Below are 23,639 nucleotides of genomic sequence, written 5' to 3' on the forward strand. Positions count from 1 at the left end.
CGCCATGCCCATGCTGAAACTCGGCACGCACGCGCTGCACTACCAAGTGGACGGGCCGGCCGGCGCGCCGGCGCTGCTGCTGTCCAACTCGCTTGGCACCTCGCTGGAAATGTGGCGGCCGCAACTGGCGGCGCTAAGCCGCCGCTACCGCGTGCTGCGCTACGACGCGCGCGGCCACGGCGGCAGCGGCGTCGGGGCCGTTCCGCCCCGGCTGGCCGACCTCGCCGGCGACGCGCTGTCCTTGCTGGACGCGCTGGACATCGAACGCGCTCATTTCTGCGGCATCTCGATGGGCGGCCTCACCGGCCTGTGGCTGGGCGCCCACGCGCCGGAGCGCCTGCAATGCCTGGTGGTCAGCAATAGCGCCGCCAAGATAGGCGCAAGCGAAGCCTGGCGGCAACGCGCCGCCCAGGTTCGCGGCGGCGGCCTGGCCGAACTGGCCGCCAGCGCGCATCAGCGCTGGTTCAGCGCCGACTTTTGCGCCCGGGCGCCGGACATCGTCGAGCAGGCGCGCGCCTGGCTGGCGGCCACCGCGCCGGACGGCTACGCCGGCTGCTGCGAGGCGCTGGCCGACGCCGACCTGCGCGCGGACTTGCCGCGCATCGCCGCGCCCACGCTGCTGATCGCCGGCCTGCTCGATCCGGTGACCACCGCGGCGGAGGCGGAAGCCATGGCCGCGGCGATGCCGAACGCCAGGCTGGCGCGGCTGCCCGCCTCCCATCTGTCCAATCTGGAAGCGCCGCTCGCCTTCGAGCGAGCCTTGCTGGACTTTCTGGACGCGGCCTGAGCCGTCCAATTGTTCAGCCGGCCGCGCCTAGCCGCAGGCCCTCCAGCAAGGGCTCCAGCGCGTCCAGCGTCTGGGCCAGCGCCTCCGCCGGCCGCTCGGCGCCGGACGCCCAGCCGGCGCCTTCCACCAGCGCGCCGTTGATCAGCCGCGCCAGCGCCTGCGGGTCGGCGCGGCGGATCAGGCCGGCGTCCATCAAGGCGCGCAAGCGCTCGGCGATATTGCTCACGCACTGCCGTTGCCCGGCCTGCGCGTATTCCGCGCCCAGCGCCGCCGGCGCGTCGCGCAACAGAATGCGCTGCGCCTCCGGCTGGGTGGCGGCTTGCAGATAAGCGCGGCAGCGGCGCTTGAAGCCCTGCCACGGGTCCGCCGCCTCGCGCTCCGCCAGAGCGAGGCCGGCCTCGATCTCGGCGTCCAACTCTTGGGCCACCGCCAGCAACAAGCCTTTCTTGTCGCCAAAGTGGTGGTAGAGCGCGCCGCGGGTCACGCCGGCCGCGGCGGTCAGTTCATCCATCACCGTGGCCGCATAGCCGTCGGCGCCAAAGCTGCGGCGCGCGGACAGCAGCAGCCTGCGCCGGGTTTCCTCCATGGCTTCGCTACGTGTTTTGCTCATCATTCCGCTCCCCTGTTTCCGCATTGGCCGTCGCGCCGCGGTTGACATACGGCGCGTATGTCAATTAGTTTAGCATACGTCGCGTATATTAAAACAGCGGACCAGGCGAGATCAGCGCCGTCCGTCACAAGGAAACCCGATGGCCAACCCCTACCTCAGCCTGTTCTCCCACCCCGGCAGCCTGGCCTTCTCCGCCGCCGCCTGGGTGGCGCGCATGCCCATTTCCATGACCGGCATCGGCATCATCACCATGTTGTCGCAAACCTCCGGCTCCTACTGGCTGGCCGGCGCCGTCGCCGCCACCTTCACCTTTTCGATGGCGCTGCTGGCCCCGCAGGTGTCGCGGGCGGTGGACCGCTACGGCCAGCGCCGGGTCTTGCCCGCGGCCACCGCGCTCAGCGTGGCGGCGATGCTGTCGCTCCTGTTCTGCAGCTGGGCGCAATGGCCGGCCTGGACGCTATTCGTCTCCGCCGCCTTCGCCGGCTGCATGCCCAGCATGTCGGCGATGGCGCGCGCGCGCTGGACCGAGATCTATCGCGGCTCGCCGCGCTTGCACACCGCGTTTTCGCTGGAATCGGTGCTGGACGAGGTCTGCTTCATCGTCGGCCCGCCCATCGCCGTGGGCCTGAGCGTGGCGGCGTTTCCGCAGGCCGGCCCGCTGCTGGCCGCCGTCTTGCTGGCCGTCGGCGTCGCCGCCTTCTGCGCGCAAACCGGCACCGAACCGCCGGTCCACCCCGCAACCCAAGAACGGCGCGGCTCCGTCGCCGCCCTGGCCGGCATGCGGGTGCTGATCCTGGCCCTGGTGGCGCTGGGCGCCATCGCCGGCGCCGTGGACGTGATCAGCGTCGCCTTCGCCCAGCAGCAGGGACAGCCGGCGGCGGCCAGCATCGTCTTGTCGGTGTACGCGATAGGCTCTTGCCTGGCCGGCCTGCTGTTCGGCGCGCGCAAGGCCAGCATGCCGCTGGCGCGGCTCTTCGTCTGGGCGGCCGCCGCCACGGCGCTGGCCACCCTGCCCTTGCTGCTGGTCTCCAATCTATGGATGTTGAGCGCCGGCGTCTTGCTGGCCGGCGTGTTCTTCGCGCCCACCATGATCGTGGCCATGGGCTTGGTGGAGGAGATGGCGCCGCCGGCGCAACTGACCGAGGGCCTGACCTGGCTGATCACCGGCCTTGCCAGCGGGGTGGCGCTGGGCGCGGCGGCGACGGGATGGGTGGTGGACCATATCGGCGTGCGCGCCGGTTTCGGCGTGACCCTGGCCGCCGGCGCGCTGATGGCCGTGATCGCGCTGGCCGGGCAGCGCCGGATAGCCCGCTCTTTGCAAGAGAAAACGGCCTAGCCCGCGGCATCGAACGGCAAGGGCCGCCTCAACCCGCCCCTGCGGCGATGGCGGCCTGCGCCGACGGCGTTTGGCGGCCGACGATGGCGGGCGCCAGGCGAACCAAGGTCTCATCTTCCAGCGCGGCCACCATGAAGAGGGCGAAGTCTGTTCGGCGGGTGAGATTGCTTGTCAACACGGCATCGCCTACATGCTCGCTCCACACAGGCAGGCCCTGGCTAGCGCCCTCTTCCAGATTGCTGCCGCGCACCACGGTCCAGCGGGCGTCGCTGGCGAAGATCAGCCGGCAAGCCCGCACCTGATCCTCGATTTCGCCGACGCGGAACAAGCGCAGCAGCCAGCCGCCTATCGACACCGCCAGCCGGATGGATAGCGGGTAGACATCCAGGCCGTCGCGGCTGATATGCCAACCACAGGAAAATATCAAGCGCGCGCCTGCCGGAGCGAAATCCAGCACCGCCTGGGCGGTGCCGGACGAATACTGCCTCATGCCCCAGGGCACCAGCACGGTCAGCACGCCGTCGCAGCCGGCTACCGCCTGCTGTATCAGCCGACGGTCGTCGCTGGCGCCGGGCAGGATGGCGATGCGGTCCTTGAAACGTTCCAGCTTGGGCACGCTGACGGCGCGGCAAACGGCGACAACCTGGTAGCCCCGATCCAGCGCATGTTGAACCATGTATTGGCCCAGCTTGCCCGACGCGCCGATGATGCAGATTTTCTTCATGATCACCCCTTGTTGAACCGGAAAACCGGCCAGCTAAATGGCGCGCTCCGCCGCCGCGCCTACCGTGTGGTCAAACCCATGGCGGCGTGCTCGCCGTTACAAACCCAAGCGCCTGCTCAACGCCGTATCGCTGAAGCGCGGCAGACTCTGAACAGATTCTAAGAATGTGTTTACGATCTCGCGAGCTAAGGCGAGACAAGGCGAAAACGAGCGAAAAAGCGGAATGTACTCGTGGTACATGAGCATTTTGAGCTTGTTTTCAACGCCGTATCGCCGACGCGCAGCGGATCGTAAACAGGTTCTAAACACCGCCTCCTTTCCCTGCGGCGTCCTGCCCTACTCCTCCAGCGCCGCCTCGCGCGGCAGCAGCTCGCGCAATAAGCGCCGGATCAGGGCCAGTTCCTCGGAGCGGTCCCCGCGCCGCGCGCTCATGATCAGCGGCGAGGCCAGGCCTTCGTCCGTCAGCGGCCGGTACACCACGTCGTCGCGGCGCAGCCTCAGCACGCTGGCCGGCACCACGCATACCCCCATGCCGGCGGCCACCAGGCCCAGCGCGGTTTGCAATTCTCTCACTTCCAGCGCGAAAGCCGGCTCCAGCGCGCGCTGGCGGAAGGCGGCCAGCACCTGGTCGGCGTAGCTGGGCCGCGGCTGGCGCGGATAGATCAGAACCGTTTCCTCCGCCGCGTCGCGCAGGCGCAAGGGCCCTTCGCGCCGCGCCAGCGGGTGCTCCAGCGGCAAGGCCAGCCACAAGGGCTCCTCGGCCAGCACTTCGCGCTCCACCGCCGGGTCGTCGAACAAGAGCCGGCCGAAGCCCACGTCGATGCGGCCGGCCTTCAAGGCCTCCACCTGCTCCAAGGACGTCATTTCCAGCAAGGACAGCTCGGTGTCGACATGGATGGCGCGGAAGCGGCGTATCACTTCCGGCAAGGGCCGGTACAAGGTGGAGCCGACATACCCTATCACCAGTTGCCGGCGCGCCAGCGCGATCTTGCGCGTCATCGCGCGCATGCCCTGGGCCTGGGCCAGCAGATTGCGCGCCTGGGCGTAGAAGAAGCGGCCGGCCTCGGTCAGTTGCAAGGGCCGCGCGCCGCGGTCCAGCAGCAACAGGCCCAGTTCCTCCTCCAGTTGCTGGATCTGCCGGCTTAGCGGCGGCTGGGCGATGTGCAGCCGTTCCGCCGCGCGGGTGAAGTTGAGCTCTTCGGCGACGGCGACGAAGTAGCGCAGATGGCGCAATTCCATTCAATACCTCACAGGTATGGAAGCAGACGAAAACGGTGTTGGACCCGCGGCTCCACAGGCTTGCATGATATCCGAAACCACGGGAGCGCAATCTTGATACCTGATACCGCGATAGACACGGTGGAGACCATTCTGGTCGATCTGCCCACCATCCGCCCGCACCAGCTGTCGGTGGCCACCCTGCGCAGCCAGACGCTGGCCCTGGTCCGCATCCGCTGCCGCGACGGACAAGAAGGCTGGGGCGAGGCCACCACCATAGGCGGGCTGCAATACGGAGAAGAAAGCCCGGAGAGCGTCAAGACCAATATCGACTGCCACCTGGCGCCGCTGCTGCTGGGCGAGGACGCCCGCGACTTCGGCCGCCTGCTGGGCAAGCTGCGCCGCGGCGCCCGCGGCAACCGTTTCGCCAAGTGCGCGCTGGAAACCGCCTTGCTGGACATCCAGGCGCGGCGGCTAGGCGTGCCGCTGAGCGACTTGCTGGGCGGCCGGGTGCGCGACAGCCTGCCGGTGGCCTGGACCCTGGCCAGCGGCGACACCGGCCGCGACATCGCCGAGGCCGAGGCCATGCTGGAGCGGCGCCGTCACCGCGCGTTCAAGCTGAAGATAGGCTTGCGCGCGCCGGAAGACGACGTGGCCCATGTGCTGGCGATACGCCGCGCGCTGGACGGCCGCGCCGGCGTGCGCGTCGACGTCAACCAGGCCTGGAGCGAGATGCAGGCCGAGCGCGCCATCGCCCGGCTGCAGGATGGTGGCGTGGAGCTGATCGAACAGCCGGTGCCGCGCGAACACCCGGCGGCGCTGGCCCGGCTGGCGCGGCGCTTCGCGGTGCCCATCATGGCGGACGAATCCCTGCACGGCCCAGCGGACGCCAATCAGCTGGCGCGCCAGGACGCCGCCGACGTGTTCGCGGTGAAGATAGCGCAGTCCGGCGGCCTGTTCGCCGCGCGCCAGGTGGCCGAGATCGCCGCCGTCAACGGTCTGGGCCTCTACGGCGGCACCATGCTGGAAGGCGGCATCGGCACCATCGCCTCGGCCCAGTTGTTCTCCACCTTCGAGCGGCTGGACTGGGGCAGCGAGCTGTTCGGCCCGCTGCTGCTGACCGAGGAATTGCTGAGCGAGCCGCTCTGCTACCGCGATTTCGAACTGCAACTGCCGTCCGGACCCGGCCTGGGCGTGCGCCCGGACCCGGACAAGCTGGCCGCCCTGCGCCGCGACCGGACCACGCCGCGCCTGCACGCGGTCTGACCCCCGACACCCCAAGGAGACCACCATGCTGTTTCATGTGGAAATGCAAGTACAGCTGCCGCACGACCTGGACCCGGAACGGGCGGCGGCCTTGAAGCTGGACGAGCGCGAACGCGCGCAAGCGCTGCAGCGCAGCGGCCAATGGCGCCATCTATGGAGGCTCAGCGGCCAGTACGCCAACATCAGCGTGTTCGACGTCGCCGACGCCGAAGAACTGCACCAATTGCTGTCCAGCCTGCCGCTGTTCCCCTTCATGCGCATCGAGGTCAGGCCCTTGAACCGGCATCCGTCCAGCATCCACGCCGACGACCGCTAGGCGCCCGCTTTAGCGGTCCACCACGGCGGAATCAAAACACAACACCCCCGCCCGTCAACAAAGGAGAAACACCATGGAACGCGCCGAAATCGACGCCCTGTTGCAACGCTTCGACCAGCCCGCCAGCGAGCAGGCCAACCCGCGCACCCGCGCCATCGTCAACCGCTTGATGCGCGATCTGTGCTACGCGATCGAGGATTTCGACATCCAGCCGTCGGAGTTCTGGAGCGCGGTGGGGCTGCTGGCCGACGCCGGCCGCAGCGGCGAACTGGGCCTGATCGTGCCCGGGCTCGGGCTGGAACACTTTCTGGACCTGCGCGCCGACGAGGCCGAACGCAAGGCCGGCCTGCTCGGCGGCACGCCGCGCACCATAGAGGGGCCGCTCTACGTGGCCGGCGCGCCGCTGTGCGAATGCGAGGCGCGGCTGGACGACGGCAAGGACGACGGCGAGCCCTTGTTCATGCGCGGCCAGGTGCTGGACAGCGCTGGCCAGCCGGTGCCGCACGCGCTGGTGGAGGTATGGCACGCCAACAGCCTGGGCAATTACTCCTACTTCGATAAAACCCAGAGCGATTTCAACCTGCGCCGCAGCATCCGCACCGATGAGCAAGGCCGCTACCGCTTCCGCAGCATCATGCCCTGTGGCTACAGCGTGCCGCCGGACGGCGCCACCGACCGGCTGCTGCGGCAATTGGGCCGTCACGGCCACCGTCCGGCCCACGTTCACTTCTTCGTGTCCGCGCCGGGCTTCCGCAAGCTGACCACCCAGATCAACATCCAGGACGACCCCTATCTGTGGGACGACTTCGCCTTCGGCTCCCGCGAAGGGCTGGTGCCGGAGATTCAACGCGTCAGCGCGCCGGAGGAACTGCGCCAGAGCGGCGTGGGCAAGCCTTTCGCCCGCATCGAGTTCAACTTCACCCTGCACCGCGCAGCGGCTCCGGCCCCCTCCACCGAGGTCAGCCGCGCCCGCGCCCAGGCCTGATGGACTAACTGAAACCGCGGCCCGCCGCCCGGCGCGGCGGGTCCGTTGGAACACAGAGAGGGACATTACGATGAGCACAACCTTCCGCACCACGGCGCAATGGCGCAGCTTCGTCGGCGGCTGCCTGGACTTTCGCCCGGACGACGGCGTCTACCGCATCGCCCGCGACATGTTCACCGACGCGCAGCTGTTCGAGCTGGAGATGGAGCTGATCTTCGAGAAAGTCTGGATCTACGCCTGTCACGAAAGCGAAATCGCCGAGCCCAACGACTTCATCACCCTGCAGGCCGGCCGCCAGCCGCTGATCGTCAGCCGCGACGCCAACGGCGGCCTGCACGCGCTGGTCAACGCCTGCCAGCACCGCGGCGCCACCCTGGTGCGCCAGTGCAAGGGCAATCAATCCACCTTCACCTGCCCCTTCCACGCCTGGTGCTACAAGAACGACGGCCGCCTGCTCAAGGTCAAGGCCCCGGGCGAATATCCGGCGGACTTCGACAAGGCCGGCCGATCGCTGAAACAGGCGCGCGTCGCCAGCTACAAGGGCTTCGTCTTCGTCAGCCTGGACGCGGACGGCGCGGACGCGCTGGAAGACTATCTGGGCGACGCCAAGGCCTTTTTCGACATGATGGTGGCGCAGTCCCCCAGCGGCGAGCTGGAAGTGCTGCCCGGCAAATCCAGCTACACCTACGACGGCAACTGGAAGCTGCAAAACGAAAACGGACTGGACGGCTACCACGTCAGCACCGTGCATTACAACTACGTGGCCACGGTGCAGCACCGCCAGGAAGTCAGCCGCCAGCAAGGCGAGGCGCAGGCCGCCACGCTGGACTACAGCAAGCTGGGCGCCGGCGATGCCGCCACCGACGACGGCTGGTTCTCCTTCCCCAACGGCCACAGCGTGCTGTTCAGCGACATGCCCAATCCGGCGGTGCGGCCCGGCTACGCCAGCATCATGCCGCGGCTGGTGGCCGAGCACGGCCAGGCCAAGGCGGAATGGATGATGCACCGGCTGCGCAACCTCAACATCTATCCCAGCCTGTTCTTCATGGACCAGATCAGCTCCCAGCTGCGCATCATCCGCCCGCTGGCCTGGAACAAGACCCTGGTGCAAAGCCAATGCCTGGGCGTCAAGGGCGAGTCCGCCGCCGACCGCGAAAACCGCATCCGCCAGTTCGAGGACTTCTTCAATGTGTCCGGCATGGGCACGCCGGACGATCTGACCGAGTTCCGCGAGGCCCAGCGCGGCTTTCAGGGGCGGCTGGAGCGCTGGAGCGACATCTCGCGCGGCTACCCGCGCTGGCAGACCGGCGCCACGCCCAATAGCCTGACCCTGGGCATCCGCCCCTGCCTGACCGGGACCGAAATCACCCATGAGGGCCTGTACGTCAACCAGCACAGCGCCTGGCGGCAATTCCTGCTGCAAGGGCTGGAGCGGCGCGCCGCCGTCGAGGGAGCCGAGCAATGAATATCGAACTGCATTATCAGGTGGAGCAGTTTCTCTACCGCCACGCCGAGCGCTGCGACAACCAGGACTGGGACGCCTACCTGGCCGATTACGCGCCGGACTGCGAATACCACGTGCCGCAATGGGACGCCGAGCATGTGTACACCACCGACCCCAAGCGCGAGATGTCGCTGATCTACTACGCCAGCCGCGCCGGCCTGGAAGACAGGGTATTCCGCATCCGCACCGGCAAATCCGCCGCCTGCAACCCGATGCCGCGCACCTTGCACCAGTTGGCCAATATCCGCGTGGAACGCGGCGCGGACGGGCTGGTGGAGGCGCGCGTCAACTGGGCCACCTTCTACACCCGCTTTGGCGAGACCCACTATTTTTACGGCCGCGCCGCGTACACGCTGGCGCGAAACGGCGACGGCTGGCTGATCCGGCGTCAGCATGTGCTCTTGCTGAACGATACCGTCAACGCGGTGTTGGACTTCTACCATCTTTGAATGTGAAAGCGCCGATATGCATCAAGTGGCTTTGAATTTTCTCGATGGCCATACCCTGTTTCTGGAGGCGCGGCCGGGGGAATTGCTGCTGGACGCCGCGCTGCGCCAGGGCCTCAAGATCCCGATGGACTGCCGCGAGGGCGTATGCGCCACCTGCCGCGGCCGCTGCGACCGCGGCGACTACAGCCAGGACTATGTCGACCCCGAGGCCTTGTCCGCGGAGGAATTGGCGGAACGCAGCGTGCTGTCCTGCCAGACCCGGGTACTGTCGGACGCGGCCTTTTCCTTCGACTTCGACTCCAGCCTGTGCCGCGGCGCGCCGGCCGCCCGTCTCAGCGCCGTGGTCAGCCGGGTGGAGCCGGTGTCGGACAGCTGCGCCGTGCTGTGCCTGGACGCCTCCGCCGCAGAAGGCGCGCTGTCCTTCCTGCCCGGCCAGTACGCCAGGCTGCGCGTGCCCGGCGGCGAGCAGTGGCGCGCCTACTCCTTCGCCCACGCCCCCGGCGCGGACAAGCAGCTGCGCTTTCTGGTGCGGCTGCTGCCGGACGGCGCGATGAGCAATTATCTGCGCGACGGCTGGCGGGCCGGCGACCGCATCGAGCTGGAGGCGCCGCTGGGCAGCTTCTATCTGCGCCACATCGACAAGCCGGTGCTGATGCTGGCCGGCGGCACCGGCCTGTCCGCCTTTCTCGGCATGCTGGATCAATTGGCGGAACAAGGCGGCTGCGGCCAGCCGGTGACGCTGTATTACGGCGTCAACCGCGAAGGCGATCTGTGCGAGCTGCCGCGCTTGCGCGGCCTGGCCGAACGGCTGCCCGGCTTTGTCTGGCATCCGGTGGTGATGGCGCCGGGAGAGAGTTGGAGCGGCAAGCGCGGGCTGATTCCGGATCATCTGGACGCGGACGCGCTGCGCGCGCGGGCCGCCGACATCTATCTCTGCGGCCCGCCGCCGATGGTGGACGCGATGCGCGACTGGCTGCGCCGTCACGGCTGCGAGCGCCTCAAGCTCTATCTGGAGAAGTTCGCCGACAGCGGCGGCTGAACGGCGGCCAGGGCCCGGAACGGGGATGCGCCCCGGGCTCCCGCCCATCCCGCCTATTTCTTCATGAAGGGCGCGAAGAAGGCTTCCGGCATTTCCGTGGGGAAGCCCTTGGCGTCGCTGGGGCGCAGGTCGGACATGTCCGGCTGGAAGTCGTAAGTCTTCTGCCGGCGCTGCTGGTCCTGGTGCACCGCCACCTGCTTGTCCACCGCGGACTTGATCGCCGTCATGTGATCCAGCATCTGACGGCCCACGTCCTGCACATTGCCTATCATATTGCTGGCGTTGCTGCCGGAGGCGGTGGACATGCCCGGCACCGAGTTCATGAACGGCTCCGCCATGGAGCCGCCGGCGCTCTGGCCGTACTGGTGGGCGGCGCTGCACGCCTTGAGGATTTCCGCCGGGTTGATCATGTTTTCTGCGGCCTTGGTCATGGTGTTTCCTTTCAGTGGGTCATGGAATGAAGCAAACGGCGGCAATGCTGCCCGGGACCGGCCGCGCCGGCCCCGGAGCCGTTGTCAGCCGCCTTGCGGACAACGGAAGGACTGGATCAGCCCGGACCACAGCGGCGACGGCGAGGACAGCGACTGCCACTCGATGCGCACCGAACCCAGGCTGCCCTGGTACAGACGCTCGCGGCGGTCCGCGGTCCCGCCCACGCCGCGGCCGGCGTCGAAGAAGCGGAACAGCGCCCACGGCCCGTCGTATTGCAGGGTGTTGACCCGGCCGTCCACCGACTTCATCTGCAGCCGTATCGCCAGCTTCTGGCTCTGGCCGTTCCAGTCGATGCGCTGCGGCGTGGTGGCGCCGTGGGCGAAGCGCAGGGTCTGGCCGGCCAGATCTAGTTGCACCTCGGCCAATTGCGGGTCCATGTCCAGGAAGCGCAAGACCGTGGGCACGCGCAAGCGTCCGCCGTCGTCCAGCATCGCGTCGCGGATGCGGCTGGCGCTCTCGTAAGCGCCTATCACGTCCGGGCTCAGCAGCGCCTGCTTGCCGCCGTCCACGCTGCGCGCCTTCCACGGCGTGACCGAGGTGTCGACATAGGCGGCCAGGTGCTCGCGGAAATACACCGCCATCGCGCCCTGCGGCGCGAACAGCCGCTCAAAGCCCTCCACGCTGGCGTCCGCGCCGGCGCCGCGGCGGAACGGATAGCGTCCGGTCAGGCCCTGGTCGCAGGCGCTGCGCGTGGCGCCGGCCGCCCCCTTGTTGAGCACCGCCTGGGTCTGGCTGGAAGTAGCGGCGCTGCCGTTGTTGATCAGGTCCAGCATGATGCCGCGCACCGGCTCCGGCTGCAGGCCGGCGTCGCCGCGCAGCTTGGTGAACACATCGTATTGCGCCGGCAGCACCTGGCCGGTTTGCAGCGCGCCGTTGACCAGGCCCAGCTGGCGGTACAGCGAATCGAACAGCCGCGCCAGCGGATTGCCGCCGCTGTTGTCGTTCTTCTCCAATTGCTTGGCGATCTGGCGCAAGGCCTGGAAGTGCTCCTCCACCGCGTGTTCCGGCAGCAAGGTGGTCCGGTAGCGCTCGCCGTTGATCTCGCCCACCAGCGAGCGGCGGCTTTTCTCCAGCCGCGCCTTCTGGCGGTCTATCCAGCTGTCCATGCCGCCGTCGTAGTTGCCGGTCAGCATGGTTTCGCGGCCGGCGAAGCGCAGCAGATTGGCCAGCGGGGACTGCGAGTTCATCATCGACGCCGCCAGTTGCGCGGCGTCGTCCAGGCCGGTGACGGAGCGCACGCTGACATTGGCCAGAAAGCTTTGCCAGGCGGTGATGTAGTCCTGCAGATACTGGTTGCGGGCGCTGTCGGCCAGCTTCTGTACCAGGCTGTCGATTTCAAAGCCGTTGCCGCGCAGCGGTTCGTTGCGCAGCACCCAGCTCTGCTCCTCCAGCATGGCGCGGGCGCTGGTCTCCAGCCGCGGCAGGAAGGCGTCGACATAGCCGGCGCGGGTGTACCAGCCGGAAACGGCGCTGTCGGTGTCCGGCACATTGTTGCGCATGCGCAAGCTCATCGCGGAGCCGAAGCCGGCCGCGCGCGCCAGCGAGATGTCCTGAATCTGCGCCGGCAGGCCCTGCTCCCGCACATGGTTGAGCACCCGGGTCACCACCGGAATCTGCGAGGCGCGGGCGCGGGCCGTCTGCACCAGATTGGCGTCCTCCGGCGCCGCCGGCAGGCCGGGCAGCGCGATCAGCGCGCGCGCGTCGGCGATCAGCATTCGCCGGTCCTCGTCGTTGTACTGGCCTTCGGACAACGCCTCCCAGCGCCCGGCGATCCAGCGCTCCACCGCGTCGGCGGAGCGGTATTGCGGCCGGCACAGCATCAAGTAAACCTTGAGCGTCAGGAAGATGTCGCCGGGGCTGCCCTCGGTCTGCGCCAGCAAGGTGCGTTTCACCTCGTTGTACAGCTCCGGCATCAGCGTTTTCTGCAGATGGCGGTGATAGGTGGCGGTGGCGGTTTCGGCCACGCGGCGGTGCTCGAAATACGGGGTTCTCATCCCGCGTTCGGCGCTTTCCGCCTGAGCCTGGGCGTAACGCATCTGCGCGGCCACCGCCAGCAGCGGCGATCCGGCGCTGGGCGCGCTGCCGGCCTGTTCCCGCGCCAGCGTCTTGCCCTCGCTGAACTGGGCCCAGACGTATTCCAGATAGTTGCGCTCGGCGAAATAGCCCCAGGCCACCCAGACCAGCAGGCCCAGCGCCAAGGCCGGCAAGGCCGCCCAGCGCAGCGCGTTCAGCAGGCGGCGCTTGCGCGAGGGCGGCGCGGGCGGGGCCGGCCGTTCCCGCGCCTGGCGCTCGGCCGCGGTCAGGTTCTGCTCCATCAACTGCCGTTCCACCGCCACCTGGCGCAGCAAGGGCGTCCACAGCTCGCCCAGCGGCCGCGTCGCCGGTTCCGGTCCGTCGATTTCGATGTCGGCCACTTCCGCCACCGAGCCCAGCCACAGGCCGCGCAGATGAGCCGCGTCCTCGTCGCCGTCGCGGGCAAACAGCGGCGGCAGCAGGCCCTGCAAGGCCTGGCGCAGCCGGCCCAGCGCTTCCACGAAGCGCAGTTGGGCGTGGTTGGCCTCCACCTCGCCGGCCAGGGGCGCGGCGAACTGCACCTGGCGCTGCACTCTTTGCTCCAGGCTGTGCAAGGCCGGCGCCCAGGCGCCGGCGGCGTCCGCGCCGGCTTCCAGCGGCAGCGGGAAGCCGATGCCGCGCGCCCAACGCTCCGGCCGCATCTGGTTCAGCATCGCCAGCGCGCCGTCCAGCCGGTCCGCCCCGGTCAGGGCCAGGTAAACATTGGGGGTGCGGCCCAGGCCGTCGCGCAGCTTGAGCAGGCGCTGGCGCAAGGTGGCGGCCATTTGCTGACGGCGCTTGGACGCCATGGAAATCAAATCGTCGCCGCCCACGCACAGCACCACACCGCTGACGCTGAGCTGGTCGCGCAGGGCCGCCAAGCCGGCCAGCAGCTTGTCCCAGGCGGCGGAGGCTTCCTGATCGTAGCCTTCGCCGACATTCCACTGGCCCTGGGTGTCCAGCCACACCGCGTCCGAAGACAGGCGGAAATCCAGGCCCAGGCCCTGCCCTATCGCCGTCGCCGGCGCCGCGCCGTCGCGCAGCGTCCAGGACAGCAGGCTGCTTTTGCCGCTGCCGGCGGCGCCCAAGAGCAGATAGCACGGCAGCGGCGCGCCGCCGCGGCGGCTCAGCTGGCGCTCCAGTTGCTGCAAGGTGTCGCTGATATAGTCCGGCGGGCCGGGGTCCGGCTCCGGTTCCGGCGCGGGTTTGGGCGTGCGTCGGAAGGCGCGCGGCGCGGCGGTCAGCCGGCCCCACAGCCAGCTCAGCAGCGGCCAAAAGCCCCAGATCAGCGCCGCCGCCACCAGGATGTGCCGCAGCAAAGCCCAGCCCAGCGGCCGGTAGACGCCGATGGAGATCAGCGGGCCTATCCACCAGATCGCCAGCGCGATCAAAAGCGCGATCAAGACGCGCATGCTTTGCCGGATCATGGTTGTTGCTCCTTATAGCCGGGCTCCAGCGGGCTGGGGCCGTTGGCGATGCCGACGCCGGGGGCCAGCGCCAGCGGGGCCGGCGTCTGAGCGCTTTGACCGGGCGACGGGGCGGCGGCCGCCGCGCCCTTGGCCGCGTCCGCCACTTTCCACAACACGTCGACGCGACGGTTGCGCTCATAGGCGGCCGGCGTTTGCGCCGCGTCCAGCGGCGCGCTGTCGCCGCGGCCGGAGGAATCGATGCGCCGCGCCACCGCGTTGTCGGGCGCTTGCGCGCCGCCGGGAATCGCGGTCTGGCGCAGGGTGTCCGCCACCGAGCGCGCGCGCGCCTCGGACAGGCGCTGATTGCTGGGGAAGGCGCTGGTCTGGATCGGCTGGCGGTCGGTATGGCCTATCACCTCCAGATCGCCCGGCCACGGCGCGAAAGCCTGGCCCAGCCGTTCGATGTTTTTCTGGAAGGAAGCCCTCACCTCGGCCTTGCCCACGTCGAAGGCGCCGTCGCTGCGGAAGACCAGTAGCCAGCCTTGCGGATGCTTATAGGCCACCAGCCAGCCTTCGGACAGCAGCTGCGGCAGCGGCGGCGGCAAAGTGGTGGCCAGATTGATGCTGCGCAAGGGCGGGGTCCAGGCCGCCAGCGCTTCGCGTATCGGCCGGCCCAGCAGGTCCAGGCTGATATTGGCCGCGCCGTAGGCCAGCGCCACCACGCCCAGCGCGATGGCGCCGCCGCGCAGCGGGGTCAGCCAGCGCTGGCGCGGCGGGGCTTCGGGCTCCGGCGGCGGCGGCGGGGGCGGCGGCGCGATCAATTCCGCGCCCAGCGGCTCCGGTTCCCGCTGGCGCCAGATCGCCGCGTGCAGCTGCGAGCGCAAGTCCTGCAGCAGCGCCTCGCCGCGATCCAGCACCCGGTAACGGCCTTGCCAGCCCAGGGCCAGCACCAGTTCGTACAGCTCCAGCAAGGGGGTGGGCGACGGTTCGTGGCGCAGCCAGCGCTGCAGGTCGGCGAAGGCGTCTTCCCCGCCCCAGGCGTCGTCGTGGAACTCCACCAGCAGGCTGCGCTCGCCGTCGTAGGGCTGCTGGCCGGCGCCGCGCGCCGCGTCGTTGCAGACCTCGTCCAGATAGGTGCACAGCAGGTAGGAGGCGTCCTGGGCCTGTTGCCACTCGCAGCCGGAGGCCGCCAGGCGTTCGCGGTAGAGCTTGAGTTCCAGGCCCAGCTGGGCGCGGATCTGCGCCTGGCTCTCCGCCGCGCCGCCTTGCAGCCGCTGCAATTGCAGCACCGCGGGCAAGGCGTGGGAGATGAAGGGATTGTCCCATTGCGCCTGTTGCAGACCGGCCTTGAGCAGGCCGCCGCGCGCGCCGGAGCGCTGATAGATCACCGGCGCGTCGTCGGGCTCGGCCTGCGCCCTGCCCGCGCCCGCCGTCGGCGGCGCGGCGGGCGGCAGCGCCAGCGGCAAGGCGTCCAGCGTCTCAGGCTCCGGCTGGGCGTCCAGCGTGGACACTTGCTGGCCCGGCATCAGCAGCGGCAGGTTTTCCAGCCGGCTGCGCATCGCGCCTTCCAGCATGCCGCTGTTCAGGTGCGCGGTGGAGGCCCGGCGAAAGATGGAGGAAAAATTATGCAGCAGATTCATTTAGGTTCACTCTTTCGGCTATTGGGTTTTGAACCTGTTTTACGGTCCCGCGAGCACGCGCGGCGGATCGAAAACGGGTTCTAAGCAACCTTGCCTTCGCGCAGCCCCCAGGCCTCAAACCTCAAGTCCTGGAAGTCCCCGACGATGCGCAGCGCCAGCGCCGAGCCGGCGAAGGCCTGCGCCCAGAACGGGTCGCTGGATTCCACTTCGAAATACACGCTCTGCGCGTAGTACGGCACCTGGCGCGGCGGATTGGGCGCGGGGATCAGGCGCGCGCCCGGCAATTGCAGGTCCACCAGTTTCTGGATCTGCTCCACCGCGCCCAGCTTGGCCTGCTGCGGCAGCAATTGGCGCAGCTTGTCCGCCGGCATCGCCGCGGAGAAGGCGAACACCATCTTCTGCAGCTTCCACTGGCGGTCCACCACGCAGACGTGGACCTGGTCGCCGCGGTCCTCGAACTTCAGCGGCAGCACCGGGGTTTCGATCACCCTGGCCAGCGCGTAGCGCAAGGTGGCCGCCAGCGGCTCGAACCCGGCTTGCAGGTCGTTGTGCTGATAGACGAACTGCCGCTCGGCCAGGGCCTCGTCCACGCCGGGCAGCACGCTGAGGCGGCCCAACAGGCCGATCAGCTCCTGGAACAACAAGGCCGGCGGCAGCGGGTCGAAGGCGTCCAGGTGGGCCAGCCGCATCCGGTATTCGGCGATGCCCTGGCGCAGCATCAGCTCCACCAGATCGGCCAGGCCGCCGCCGGCGGACAGCAGGCGCAAGCCGGCGCTGCCGGCCAGCCGCACTTGCAGCGTGCTTTGCAACTCCTCGATCAGCGCGCGCAGCGTCTGGTGGGCGCGGCTGTCCAGCAGCGGTGGGATGAAGCGCGGGTCCAGCAGCAGGGTCAGCGCGCTGCTGCGCCCGGCTACCCGGGCGAAGGGCAAGGCGGTTTCATCGGCGCGCAATTGCGATTGCCAGCACAGCCGCATCATCATGCGGCCGGTTTCCAGCGTCAGCCGCCGCGGCGAGCCCGGCGCGTCCAGGCCCACGCTGAGGTCGGGCACTTCGGTGGCGGCGGCGTGGTAGCGCGCGGCGGCCGGCGCGTCGCCGAAGGCCATTTCCGGGCCGCCGCAGCCGGCGGCCGGCAAAGCCAGGCAGGCGATGTCGCCGGCCTGGGCTTCCGAGGTGTCCAGCGGCGCCGGCAAGGGGTCGTGCGCCGGCAGCGCGAACGGGGTGCCGTCCGGCAGCACGCCTTCGGCGGCGCGCAGGCCCAGCCGGCCCAGGCCCAGGCCGTCGCTGTCCACGTCCAGCCGGAAAAAGCCCCAGCCGTGGTTGGAGGTCTGACGCATCCGCAGGCCGAACTGATGGGCCAGATGGCGTTCCTGCTGCTGAAAATGCTGGGTTTCTATCAACATGCCGTCGCTCCAGGCGACGGGTCCTACCGGCAAAGCGCTCATGGGCTTTCCTCCAGATGGGCGATGGGCGCCTTGCGCGTTTTGCGCCAAGGCTTGCGGCCGGGCTTGGCCGGCGGCGGCGACGCGGCGGGCGCCGCCGCGGAGGCGTCCGCCGGCAAGGGGGCGGGCCGCAGCGCGTCGACGATGCGGCTGCGCTCCAGCAGCACCGCCAGATGGATCAGCTGACGGCCGTCCACCCGGATGCGTAGCGGCGCGTAGCCGGGCGGCTTGCTGGCGAAGTCCGCGTCCGCCAGCAGCCAGACCGGGTCCGAGCCGGAGGCCGGCAGCAGCACTTGCTGCACCTGATTGGGCGCCACCACGTGGCGGGATTCGGCCGCCACTTCGCGGCCGCGCTGGGCGCAGCTGGAATCCTCCAGCCCGGCCGGCGGCAGCCAGTTGGCCTCCCGCACCACGTACAGGCAGACCTGCACCGGCCGCGGGCCGCCGCCGCTGTTGTTCAGCTGGCCGCCGCCCACCAGGGTGACGTGCAGCTGGCGCGGCCCCTCGTCGCTCCGCGAGGAGAACAGCGAGGAGCAGCCCGCCAGGCCGGCCAGCGCGCACAGCAGCAGCGCGCGCCGGACAAAGGAGAAGGAGGTCATTAGCTCAAGGTCATGGTGATGGTCTGAGAAGGAGCCACCGTCTGCCCGGCGGTGTTCTGGTTATTGGGCAGATTGGTGTCGGTCAGCCGCGTCTGCGGCGCGCCCTGGATCAGCACCTTGCCGGAGCCGGTCACGTGGCGGGACAGCGCCGCCACGGTGCCGGAAGCCACGCCGCCCATCGAACCGCCCTCGTCGCCGTGGGTCATCGGGATGATGGTGTTGAGGTTGTGCACCGGGCCGCCGGCGTAAATGATGGTCGGCACATTGGGCACTGCCTCCGGCTTGTTGGCGATATTGGCGTAGGTCGACGGAATCCCCAGCGGCGGGGTCTTGCAGACGTCGGAGGCCGCCAGGGCCATGCCGCCCGCGGAACAATTGGCGAACATCGCGATTCTCCTCAAGCTACGTGGATCTGGCCGGCGTCCAGCTTCAACAGCGAAGCCGAACTCAGCGCCGTGCTCTTGGCGTGCAGCCCCATGTGGCGGTCCGCGTGCAGCAGCAGGCTGCCGCAGTGCGCGGCGTCGGTGCCGCCGATATGGGTCTGCCGCTCCTGTGCCGCGGTGGCGATGGCCTGGGCGCGGCTGTTGAGCTGCCGGCCGTTCAGGCTCAGTTCGCCGTCGGCGCACAGATGCAGCTCGGCGGCGTGCAGCTGCACGCTGGCCGCGCCCAGTTCCAGCCGGCAGACGCCGCCCGGCTGCGGGCGCTCCAGCACGGCCAGCACCCAGCACCCCTCTTCCGACGCCGCCAATTGCACCAGATCGCCGCGCTGCGGCCTCACCAGGCAGCTGAAGGCGGCGCGCGCCTGGCGCAGCGCGCCGGTCGGCAGCCGGACCAACCATTCGCCGTCTCCCTCGCCTTGGGCGCACACCCGCGCCGGCAGCCATTCCTGGCTGGGGCGCGGCGTCGGCGCGGCCACGCGCAGCGCGCGCAGCACCGGATCGGATTCAGCCGGGGTTTCAGCCCAGGCCAGGGCGCTCTCTTGCATCCATGTCATCATGCGGCTCCTCTAGGTCCGGGCTGCGCCTGTTGCCGCCAGGCCCGGTCTTGCTCAAGTTTGCTATCGTCGAACAGCGCGCCGGCGGTGTCCGCCGCGCTCCATGCGCCGCGCGGCTGGCCTATCAGCCTGCCGCCGCGGCAATCGCAGCCGGACAGCTTCACCGACTGCAGCGCGGCGCCGCTGGCGTCCAGCCCGCGCAAATTGGCGCCGGACAGATTGACCTGTTCCAGCCGCGCCTGCCGCAGCGACAGCCGCGGCGCGCTCAATTGCTCGAAGGCGCAGTCCTCCAGCCGCGCGCCGTCGAACAGGGCCTGCTCCAGATCGGCCTCACGCGCTTGCACCCGCCGCAGCCGGGCCTGGTCGAAACTGGCGCCGGCAAGACGGCTGGCGCGGATGGCGCCGCCGTTCCAGACGCTGTGCGACCAGGCCGCCTGGCGCAGCTCGCAGTGGTCCAGCGCCATATGCTCCAGCTCGCAATCTATCCAGCGCGCGTTCAGGCCCCGGCAGGCGCTCAGCGCCACGCGCCGCGCCCGGCTCTGGCCGTGGATGAAGTTGCGCAGCTCCGCGCCTTCCACGCTGAAACCGTCCAGCTGATTGCGGATCCAGGCGCTGTCCGACCAGCGCCCGCCCTGCAACTGCCACTCGCGCAGCCGGCAATCGACGAAGGAGCCGTGCGCGCTGCGCACATCGCTCAGCCGCCAATCGGCCGCGTCCAGCTCCACGCAGGAAAAGTCGCGCTGCCGCCCGCCGCGCCATTGGGCCCTGGACGCGCTCACCCGCTGCCAGCCCACCCGTTCCAGCTCGCATTCGTCCCAAACGCAGTCGATGAACTCGCTGTCGGCGCAGCCCAGCTCGCGCCAGACGCAGCGTTCGAAACGGTTGGCCTCGAAACGGCAGTTGACGAAGCGGACCTCCTCGAAGCGGCACCGCTGCCAGTGAACGCCTTCGAAACGGCAGTCGATGTAGACGGCGCGGTTCAGCGTCGCCGCCGGCGGCGCGTCGAAACGCAGCCCCTCCACCACCGCCGGCAACTGCCCGGCCAGCTCCCGCAAGACCTCCTCTCCCGCCGCGCTCATGGCGCCCTCCTCGGCCAGTCCTGGCGTCCGGTTTCCAGATTGCCTCTCCAGCCGCCGCCGGACGGCGGCCGCATCCAGGCGGTTTTGGCGTCGATCAGATTGCAGCCCTCCATCCGGCTGTCCTCCAGGCTTGCGCCGTAGAACAGCGCGTCCTTCAAGGCGCAGGCCTCGAAGCGGGCGCGCGTCAGATCGGCGTGGGTGGCGTTGAGGCCGTCCAGCGCGCAGCCCCGCCACAGCGAATCCGGCGCCCGCAGCCGCTGAGCGTGCAGTTGCGGGCAGGCGCAGTGCTCCATCCGCAGCTGCGCCGCGTCCAGCTCCTGCCAGCTGCACGACAGCAGTTCGCAGTCTTCCAGCCGCGCCTGGCGCAGCGAGCTGCCGTGCGACACCACGCCGAAGCGTTGCTGGCAGCGCTGCCAGACGCTGGCGGACAGATCGGTGTCCAGCGCGCTGAACTTCAGCAGCCGGCATTGCCGCCAGCCGCTGCGCGGCAGCTGGCATTCCACCAGTCCCAGGCCGTCGGCCTGCAGTCCGGTGAAGCGCCAGTCCTCGGCGCGCACCCGGCACCAATTGACCTGATCCCAGCGCAGCTGGCCGATCCGGCCGCCGGCGCCGCCCTCGCCCTGCACGGTGACCGCGCGCCAGGCGCCGCCGTTGACCGCGATGTCGTCCAGCCGGCAATCCTCTATGCCCAGCTGCGCCAGCTCCACGCCGTTCCAGACGCTGGCGCCCAGATTGCAGCGGTTCAAGCCGCCGCCGCTCCAGCGCACCGCTTCCAGCACGGCGCCGGCCAGCGAGCAATCGACGAACTGCACCTGCTCCAGCCGGCATTGCCGCCAGCGGCCGTGATCCAGCTTGCAGCGTTCGAAGCGGACCTGGTTCAGTTCGCGCCCGTCGATGACCAGGCCGCTCAGATCGGCGTCGCGTATGGTCAGCTCGCTCCAGGGGCCGCGCTCGCTTTGCAGCCGCGCGCGCCAGTCTTCCTCGTCGGCCGCCGCCTGCGGCAGGCCGGCCAAGGCGTTTTCATTGGCGCGGACAAAGGACTGCAGCCGGCTTTGCGCCGCCTGCGCCTCGCGCAAATCCTCGCGGTTCTGTTCCAGCCGCGCGCGGATCTCGGCGCGATCGCGCGGCGGCGGCGCGAAGCGCGGATGGTCGGCGGAGTCCAGGATCTGTTCCCAGACCCAGCCGCGCGCGGGGTCCGGCATCAGCGCGTGATCGGCCAGCAAGAGCGGGTCCTGGTCGTCCAGCCGCGCGCGGCGCTCGGCGAAGGCGGCAAGCTCCGCCGGCCGCTCCGGCTCGGCGGCGTCCTTGAAGCCCAGCGCCAGCCGGCCCACGCTGTCGTCCAGCACGTAATCCAGCGGCAGGAAGCCGTTCCACCACATCACGCCCAGATCCGCGTCAGGCAGCAGCCATACGGTTTGCAGCCTCAGCTCCGGGCGCTCGTCCAGCGGGCCGTCGCCGCGCCCGGCCAGCAGCAGCGGCCGCAGGGCCGGCAAGCGGCCCTGAAGCTCGCCGCCGCGAAAACCGCTGAGCGCGTACGGCGCTTGCGCCGGCCAGCAAGCCTGCTCCGACCATTGGTCCGGCGCCGCCTGCTGGAAGAAGCGCAGATCGGTGGCCGCCGGCCAGCCCATATGGCTGCCGTCCTCCGCCATCGCCTGCGGCGAGCCGGCAAAGCGCGGCTGCCATTGGCGGCGTTCCGGCCAGTCGCTGCCCAGCGGCCCCATCGCCGCCAGCGGCGCCGGGCTCACGCTCAGGCCGCGGACCCGTTGCAAGGGCGGCGCCGCGTGGCGTTGACCGAAAGGGTTTTCGCCCTGCAGGCCGGCGGCGGCCTGACGCGGGTCCAGCGCCAGGCTGGCCTCGGCGCGGCCGCCGTCCACGCGCGGCCGCGCCCGGCAACTCGCGATCTTGCGCACGCCGCCCAGCTCGGCCTCGGCCAGCCAGTCCAGCGCGCCGGCGCCGGCCGCCGTCCCGCGATAATGCGCGCTGCCCAGCAACAGCCATTCGGCGCGCAGCTTGGGCATGGCCGGCTCGAACAGCGGCAGCGCCGGCTCCGCGGCCTTGATCGCCTCCCAGCACACGGCCTCGTGCGCCAGGATGAAGGGATCGCTCAGGCGGAAGCCGACGCCGACGCCGACGCGCAACATGGCTTGAGCGCCGATCTGGGTGCGCGACGAGGACACGAGCGCCGCCTGGGGTTTGATATGACGCAAGGGCATCAGCTTTTGACCTCCATGCCGACTTTTTTCAGATCCACGCCGGTGTCCGAGTAGGACGCGCCGGTGTAGGAGTATTTGAAACCGGTGGTGGAGTTGCTGAAGCCGGTGCTGCTGACCTCAGACCCCACCGAACTGATGCTGGAACCGGTGGTGGACATCTTGCTGCCCACCGCCTTGGTCTCGGAACCCGTCATCGAGGTATCGCTGCCCACCAACTTGACCGAAGCGCCGGTGGTGGACACCGAACAGCCGGTGACGCCGACGTCGGACCCGGTGGTGGACATCTTGCTGCCGGTCACGCTGGTGGACGAGCCGGTGGTGGACATCGAGGTGCCGGTGATGCTGACCGAGGAACCGGTGTCCGACATCGAGGTGCCGGTCACGCTCTTGGAGGTGCCGGTCACCGACATCTTGCTGCCGGTGACGCTGGTGGAGGTGCCGGTATAAGAAGACGACACCCCGGTCATGCTTTGCGACATGCCGGTGGCCGACACGCTGGTGCCGGTCATCGAGGTGGAAATGCCGGTCATGCCCTGCGAGGTGCCCGTCACCGAGGTGCGCGTGCCGGTCAGGCTGGTGGACACGCCGGTAAAGCTGGTGGACACCCCGGTGAAACCGGTGGAAATGCCGGTGAAGCTGGTGGAGACGCCGGTAAAACCGGTGGACACCCCGGTGAAGCCGGTGGAAACGCCGGTGAAGCTGGTGGACGCCCCGGTGAAACTGGTGGACAAGCCGGTGAAGCTGGTGGATACCCCGGTGAAGCTGACCGACAGGCCGGTGAAGGACACCGACACCCCGGTGAACTTGATCGACGCGCCGGTGACCGAGGTCGACGTGCCTTTCACATCGATGTTCTGGTCCTGGCCCACCGCCTCCGAGCTGTTGCGCTCGGTGGTCTGCTGCATGTCCCGCTCGGCGTGCACCATCACCCGCTCCGCGCCGCGCTGGTCGTCGAAGGTGATCTGGCTGGCGTTGCTGTAACGGCCCTGCTTCAAGGAGCGCGTGACCAGACCGGTGTAGCGGATGTCTTTCGGCAGGTCGTAAGGCGTCGGATTGTCGCCGTTGTAGACAATGCCGGTGACCATAGGCCGGTCCAGATCGCCGTCGACATAGGTGACCAGCACTTCCTGGCCCACCCGCGGCAGCGCCAGCACGCCCCAGCCCTTGCCGGCCCAGGCTTGCGACACCCGGATCCAGCACGAGGCGTCTTCTTCCTGGGTCTTGTAACGGTCCCAGTGGAAGTGCACGCGGATGCGGCCCAGCTTGTCGGTGTGCACTTCCGCGTTCACCGGCCCCACCACGGTGGCGCTCTGGATGCCGGGCAGGATGGGCTTGGCCGTCAGCCGCAGCGGGCGGAACGGCCGGTCGTCCGTCATCGCCCGGAACACGGCCATCACATTGCGGCCCTGACCGCTGCTGTCCGGCCCGTCCTGCAAGAAAGTCAGCTGGCTGGCGGTCACGTAGTAGCGGCGGTTGCGCGCCGCGTCC

The 23,639-nt window shown here is 69.4% G+C and carries 21 protein-coding genes; 8 read left to right on the plus strand and 13 right to left on the minus strand.

The window, feature by feature from the left end; genetic code table 11:
- Positions 1–4 precede the first annotated feature (4 nt).
- A complete protein-coding gene (gene pcaD, locus DB032_RS14120) occupies positions 5–787 on the plus strand; it encodes a 3-oxoadipate enol-lactonase (RefSeq protein WP_107800044.1) in 783 nt (260 codons plus the stop codon).
- Between the two features lie 13 nt (positions 788–800).
- On the opposite strand, the gene DB032_RS14125 is transcribed toward pcaD, so the two are convergent.
- On the minus strand, positions 801–1,397 hold the full coding sequence (locus tag DB032_RS14125) for a TetR/AcrR family transcriptional regulator (RefSeq protein ID WP_199225903.1): 597 nt from the start codon (positions 1,395–1,397) through the stop codon (positions 801–803).
- A 139-nt stretch (positions 1,398–1,536) separates the two neighbouring features.
- Here DB032_RS14125 and DB032_RS14130 point away from each other — a divergent pair, with 139 nt between their 5' ends.
- Positions 1,537–2,733: an MFS transporter gene (locus DB032_RS14130; protein ID WP_107800046.1), complete on the plus strand. Its 1,197-nt coding sequence runs from the start codon at positions 1,537–1,539 to the stop codon at positions 2,731–2,733.
- A gap of 28 nt (positions 2,734–2,761) precedes the next feature.
- On the opposite strand, the gene DB032_RS14135 is transcribed toward DB032_RS14130, so the two are convergent.
- Positions 2,762–3,457, minus strand: a complete 696-nt coding sequence (locus DB032_RS14135; protein WP_107801890.1) for an NAD(P)-dependent oxidoreductase — start codon at positions 3,455–3,457, stop codon at positions 2,762–2,764.
- Between the two features lie 336 nt (positions 3,458–3,793).
- Positions 3,794–4,696: a LysR family transcriptional regulator gene (locus DB032_RS14140; protein WP_107800047.1), complete on the minus strand. Its 903-nt coding sequence runs from the start codon at positions 4,694–4,696 to the stop codon at positions 3,794–3,796.
- A gap of 93 nt (positions 4,697–4,789) precedes the next feature.
- Between DB032_RS14140 and DB032_RS14145 the strand changes: the two genes are divergently transcribed.
- The 6 genes from DB032_RS14145 (at position 4,790) to antC (ending at position 10,234) form a co-directional block, all read left to right on the plus strand.
- Complete coding sequence (locus tag DB032_RS14145; protein ID WP_304529384.1) at positions 4,790–5,941, plus strand: muconate/chloromuconate family cycloisomerase; 1,152 nt, start codon at positions 4,790–4,792, stop codon at positions 5,939–5,941.
- Between the two features lie 25 nt (positions 5,942–5,966).
- A complete protein-coding gene (gene catC, locus DB032_RS14150; RefSeq protein ID WP_107800049.1) occupies positions 5,967–6,257 on the plus strand; it encodes a muconolactone Delta-isomerase in 291 nt (96 codons plus the stop codon).
- A gap of 73 nt (positions 6,258–6,330) precedes the next feature.
- On the plus strand, positions 6,331–7,242 hold the full coding sequence (gene catA / locus DB032_RS14155) for a catechol 1,2-dioxygenase (protein WP_107800050.1): 912 nt from the start codon (positions 6,331–6,333) through the stop codon (positions 7,240–7,242).
- Between the two features lie 70 nt (positions 7,243–7,312).
- Positions 7,313–8,707, plus strand: a complete 1,395-nt coding sequence (gene antA, locus DB032_RS14160; RefSeq protein ID WP_107800051.1) for an anthranilate 1,2-dioxygenase large subunit — start codon at positions 7,313–7,315, stop codon at positions 8,705–8,707.
- Entirely contained in the window at positions 8,704–9,195 is a 492-nt protein-coding gene (gene antB / locus DB032_RS14165; RefSeq protein WP_107800052.1) for an anthranilate 1,2-dioxygenase small subunit, read from the plus strand. Before antA ends, antB begins: the two co-directional genes overlap by 4 nt.
- 16 nt (positions 9,196–9,211) lie before the next feature.
- Entirely contained in the window at positions 9,212–10,234 is a 1,023-nt protein-coding gene (antC, locus tag DB032_RS14170) for an anthranilate 1,2-dioxygenase electron transfer component AntC (RefSeq protein ID WP_107800053.1), read from the plus strand.
- A gap of 53 nt (positions 10,235–10,287) precedes the next feature.
- Here antC and DB032_RS14175 read toward each other — a convergent pair whose 3' ends face one another.
- From DB032_RS14175 to DB032_RS24815, 10 genes are all read right to left on the minus strand, one after another.
- A complete protein-coding gene (locus DB032_RS14175; RefSeq protein ID WP_199225904.1) occupies positions 10,288–10,665 on the minus strand; it encodes a DUF6277 family protein in 378 nt (125 codons plus the stop codon).
- Between the two features lie 84 nt (positions 10,666–10,749).
- A complete protein-coding gene (gene tssM / locus DB032_RS14180) occupies positions 10,750–14,205 on the minus strand; it encodes a type VI secretion system membrane subunit TssM (protein ID WP_107800054.1) in 3,456 nt (1,151 codons plus the stop codon).
- The gene (gene icmH / locus DB032_RS24810) at positions 14,202–15,827 is read right to left on the minus strand and encodes a type IVB secretion system protein IcmH/DotU (protein WP_107800055.1); all 1,626 of its coding nucleotides are present in this window, start codon (positions 15,825–15,827) and stop codon (positions 14,202–14,204) included. Before icmH ends, tssM begins: the two co-directional genes overlap by 4 nt.
- Before the next feature lie 80 nt (positions 15,828–15,907).
- Positions 15,908–17,269, minus strand: coding sequence for a type VI secretion system baseplate subunit TssK (tssK, locus tag DB032_RS14190; RefSeq protein WP_107800056.1), 1,362 nt, complete (start codon positions 17,267–17,269; stop codon positions 15,908–15,910).
- On the minus strand, positions 17,266–17,865 hold the full coding sequence (locus tag DB032_RS14195; protein WP_107800057.1) for a type VI secretion lipoprotein TssJ: 600 nt from the start codon (positions 17,863–17,865) through the stop codon (positions 17,266–17,268). Before DB032_RS14195 ends, tssK begins: the two co-directional genes overlap by 4 nt.
- On the minus strand, positions 17,865–18,251 hold the full coding sequence (locus tag DB032_RS14200) for a DUF4150 domain-containing protein (RefSeq protein ID WP_043593253.1): 387 nt from the start codon (positions 18,249–18,251) through the stop codon (positions 17,865–17,867). The genes DB032_RS14195 and DB032_RS14200 overlap by 1 nt, the downstream gene beginning before the upstream one ends.
- Before the next feature lie 11 nt (positions 18,252–18,262).
- Positions 18,263–18,859, minus strand: a complete 597-nt coding sequence (locus DB032_RS14205; RefSeq protein WP_107800058.1) for a DUF3540 domain-containing protein — start codon at positions 18,857–18,859, stop codon at positions 18,263–18,265.
- Entirely contained in the window at positions 18,859–19,938 is a 1,080-nt protein-coding gene (locus DB032_RS14210; protein WP_107800059.1) for a pentapeptide repeat-containing protein, read from the minus strand. The genes DB032_RS14205 and DB032_RS14210 overlap by 1 nt, the downstream gene beginning before the upstream one ends.
- Positions 19,935–22,151, minus strand: coding sequence for a DUF2169 domain-containing protein (locus tag DB032_RS14215; protein ID WP_199225905.1), 2,217 nt, complete (start codon positions 22,149–22,151; stop codon positions 19,935–19,937). The genes DB032_RS14210 and DB032_RS14215 overlap by 4 nt, the downstream gene beginning before the upstream one ends.
- Positions 22,151–23,639: type VI secretion system Vgr family protein (locus DB032_RS24815; RefSeq protein WP_146176789.1), on the minus strand; the 1,489-nt coding region annotated here is incomplete at its 5' end. The genes DB032_RS24815 and DB032_RS14215, both read right to left, overlap by 1 nt.

The sequence above is a fragment of the Chromobacterium sp. Panama genome (assembly GCF_003052555.1).
Taxonomy (GTDB): Bacteria; Pseudomonadota; Gammaproteobacteria; order Burkholderiales; family Chromobacteriaceae; genus Chromobacterium.

Bases quoted from the DNA above. Each gene is read 5' to 3' on its own strand.
- pcaD (WP_107800044.1), top strand. From the start codon at position 5: ATGCCCATGCTGAAACTCGGCACGCACGCGCTGCACTACCAAGTGGAC.
- DB032_RS14125 (WP_199225903.1), bottom strand. From the start codon at position 1,397: ATGAGCAAAACACGTAGCGAAGCCATGGAGGAAACCCGGCGCAGGCTG.
- DB032_RS14130 (WP_107800046.1), top strand. From the start codon at position 1,537: ATGGCCAACCCCTACCTCAGCCTGTTCTCCCACCCCGGCAGCCTGGCC.
- DB032_RS14135 (WP_107801890.1), bottom strand. From the start codon at position 3,457: ATGAAGAAAATCTGCATCATCGGCGCGTCGGGCAAGCTGGGCCAATAC.
- DB032_RS14140 (WP_107800047.1), bottom strand. From the start codon at position 4,696: ATGGAATTGCGCCATCTGCGCTACTTCGTCGCCGTCGCCGAAGAGCTC.
- catC (WP_107800049.1), top strand. From the start codon at position 5,967: ATGCTGTTTCATGTGGAAATGCAAGTACAGCTGCCGCACGACCTGGAC.
- catA (WP_107800050.1), top strand. From the start codon at position 6,331: ATGGAACGCGCCGAAATCGACGCCCTGTTGCAACGCTTCGACCAGCCC.
- antA (WP_107800051.1), top strand. From the start codon at position 7,313: ATGAGCACAACCTTCCGCACCACGGCGCAATGGCGCAGCTTCGTCGGC.
- antB (WP_107800052.1), top strand. From the start codon at position 8,704: ATGAATATCGAACTGCATTATCAGGTGGAGCAGTTTCTCTACCGCCAC.
- antC (WP_107800053.1), top strand. From the start codon at position 9,212: ATGCATCAAGTGGCTTTGAATTTTCTCGATGGCCATACCCTGTTTCTG.
- DB032_RS14175 (WP_199225904.1), bottom strand. From the start codon at position 10,665: ATGACCAAGGCCGCAGAAAACATGATCAACCCGGCGGAAATCCTCAAG.
- tssM (WP_107800054.1), bottom strand. From the start codon at position 14,205: ATGATCCGGCAAAGCATGCGCGTCTTGATCGCGCTTTTGATCGCGCTG.
- icmH (WP_107800055.1), bottom strand. From the start codon at position 15,827: ATGAATCTGCTGCATAATTTTTCCTCCATCTTTCGCCGGGCCTCCACC.
- tssK (WP_107800056.1), bottom strand. From the start codon at position 17,269: ATGAGCGCTTTGCCGGTAGGACCCGTCGCCTGGAGCGACGGCATGTTG.
- DB032_RS14195 (WP_107800057.1), bottom strand. From the start codon at position 17,865: ATGACCTCCTTCTCCTTTGTCCGGCGCGCGCTGCTGCTGTGCGCGCTG.
- DB032_RS14200 (WP_043593253.1), bottom strand. From the start codon at position 18,251: ATGTTCGCCAATTGTTCCGCGGGCGGCATGGCCCTGGCGGCCTCCGAC.
- DB032_RS14205 (WP_107800058.1), bottom strand. From the start codon at position 18,859: ATGACATGGATGCAAGAGAGCGCCCTGGCCTGGGCTGAAACCCCGGCT.
- DB032_RS14210 (WP_107800059.1), bottom strand. From the start codon at position 19,938: ATGAGCGCGGCGGGAGAGGAGGTCTTGCGGGAGCTGGCCGGGCAGTTG.
- DB032_RS14215 (WP_199225905.1), bottom strand. From the start codon at position 22,151: ATGCCCTTGCGTCATATCAAACCCCAGGCGGCGCTCGTGTCCTCGTCG.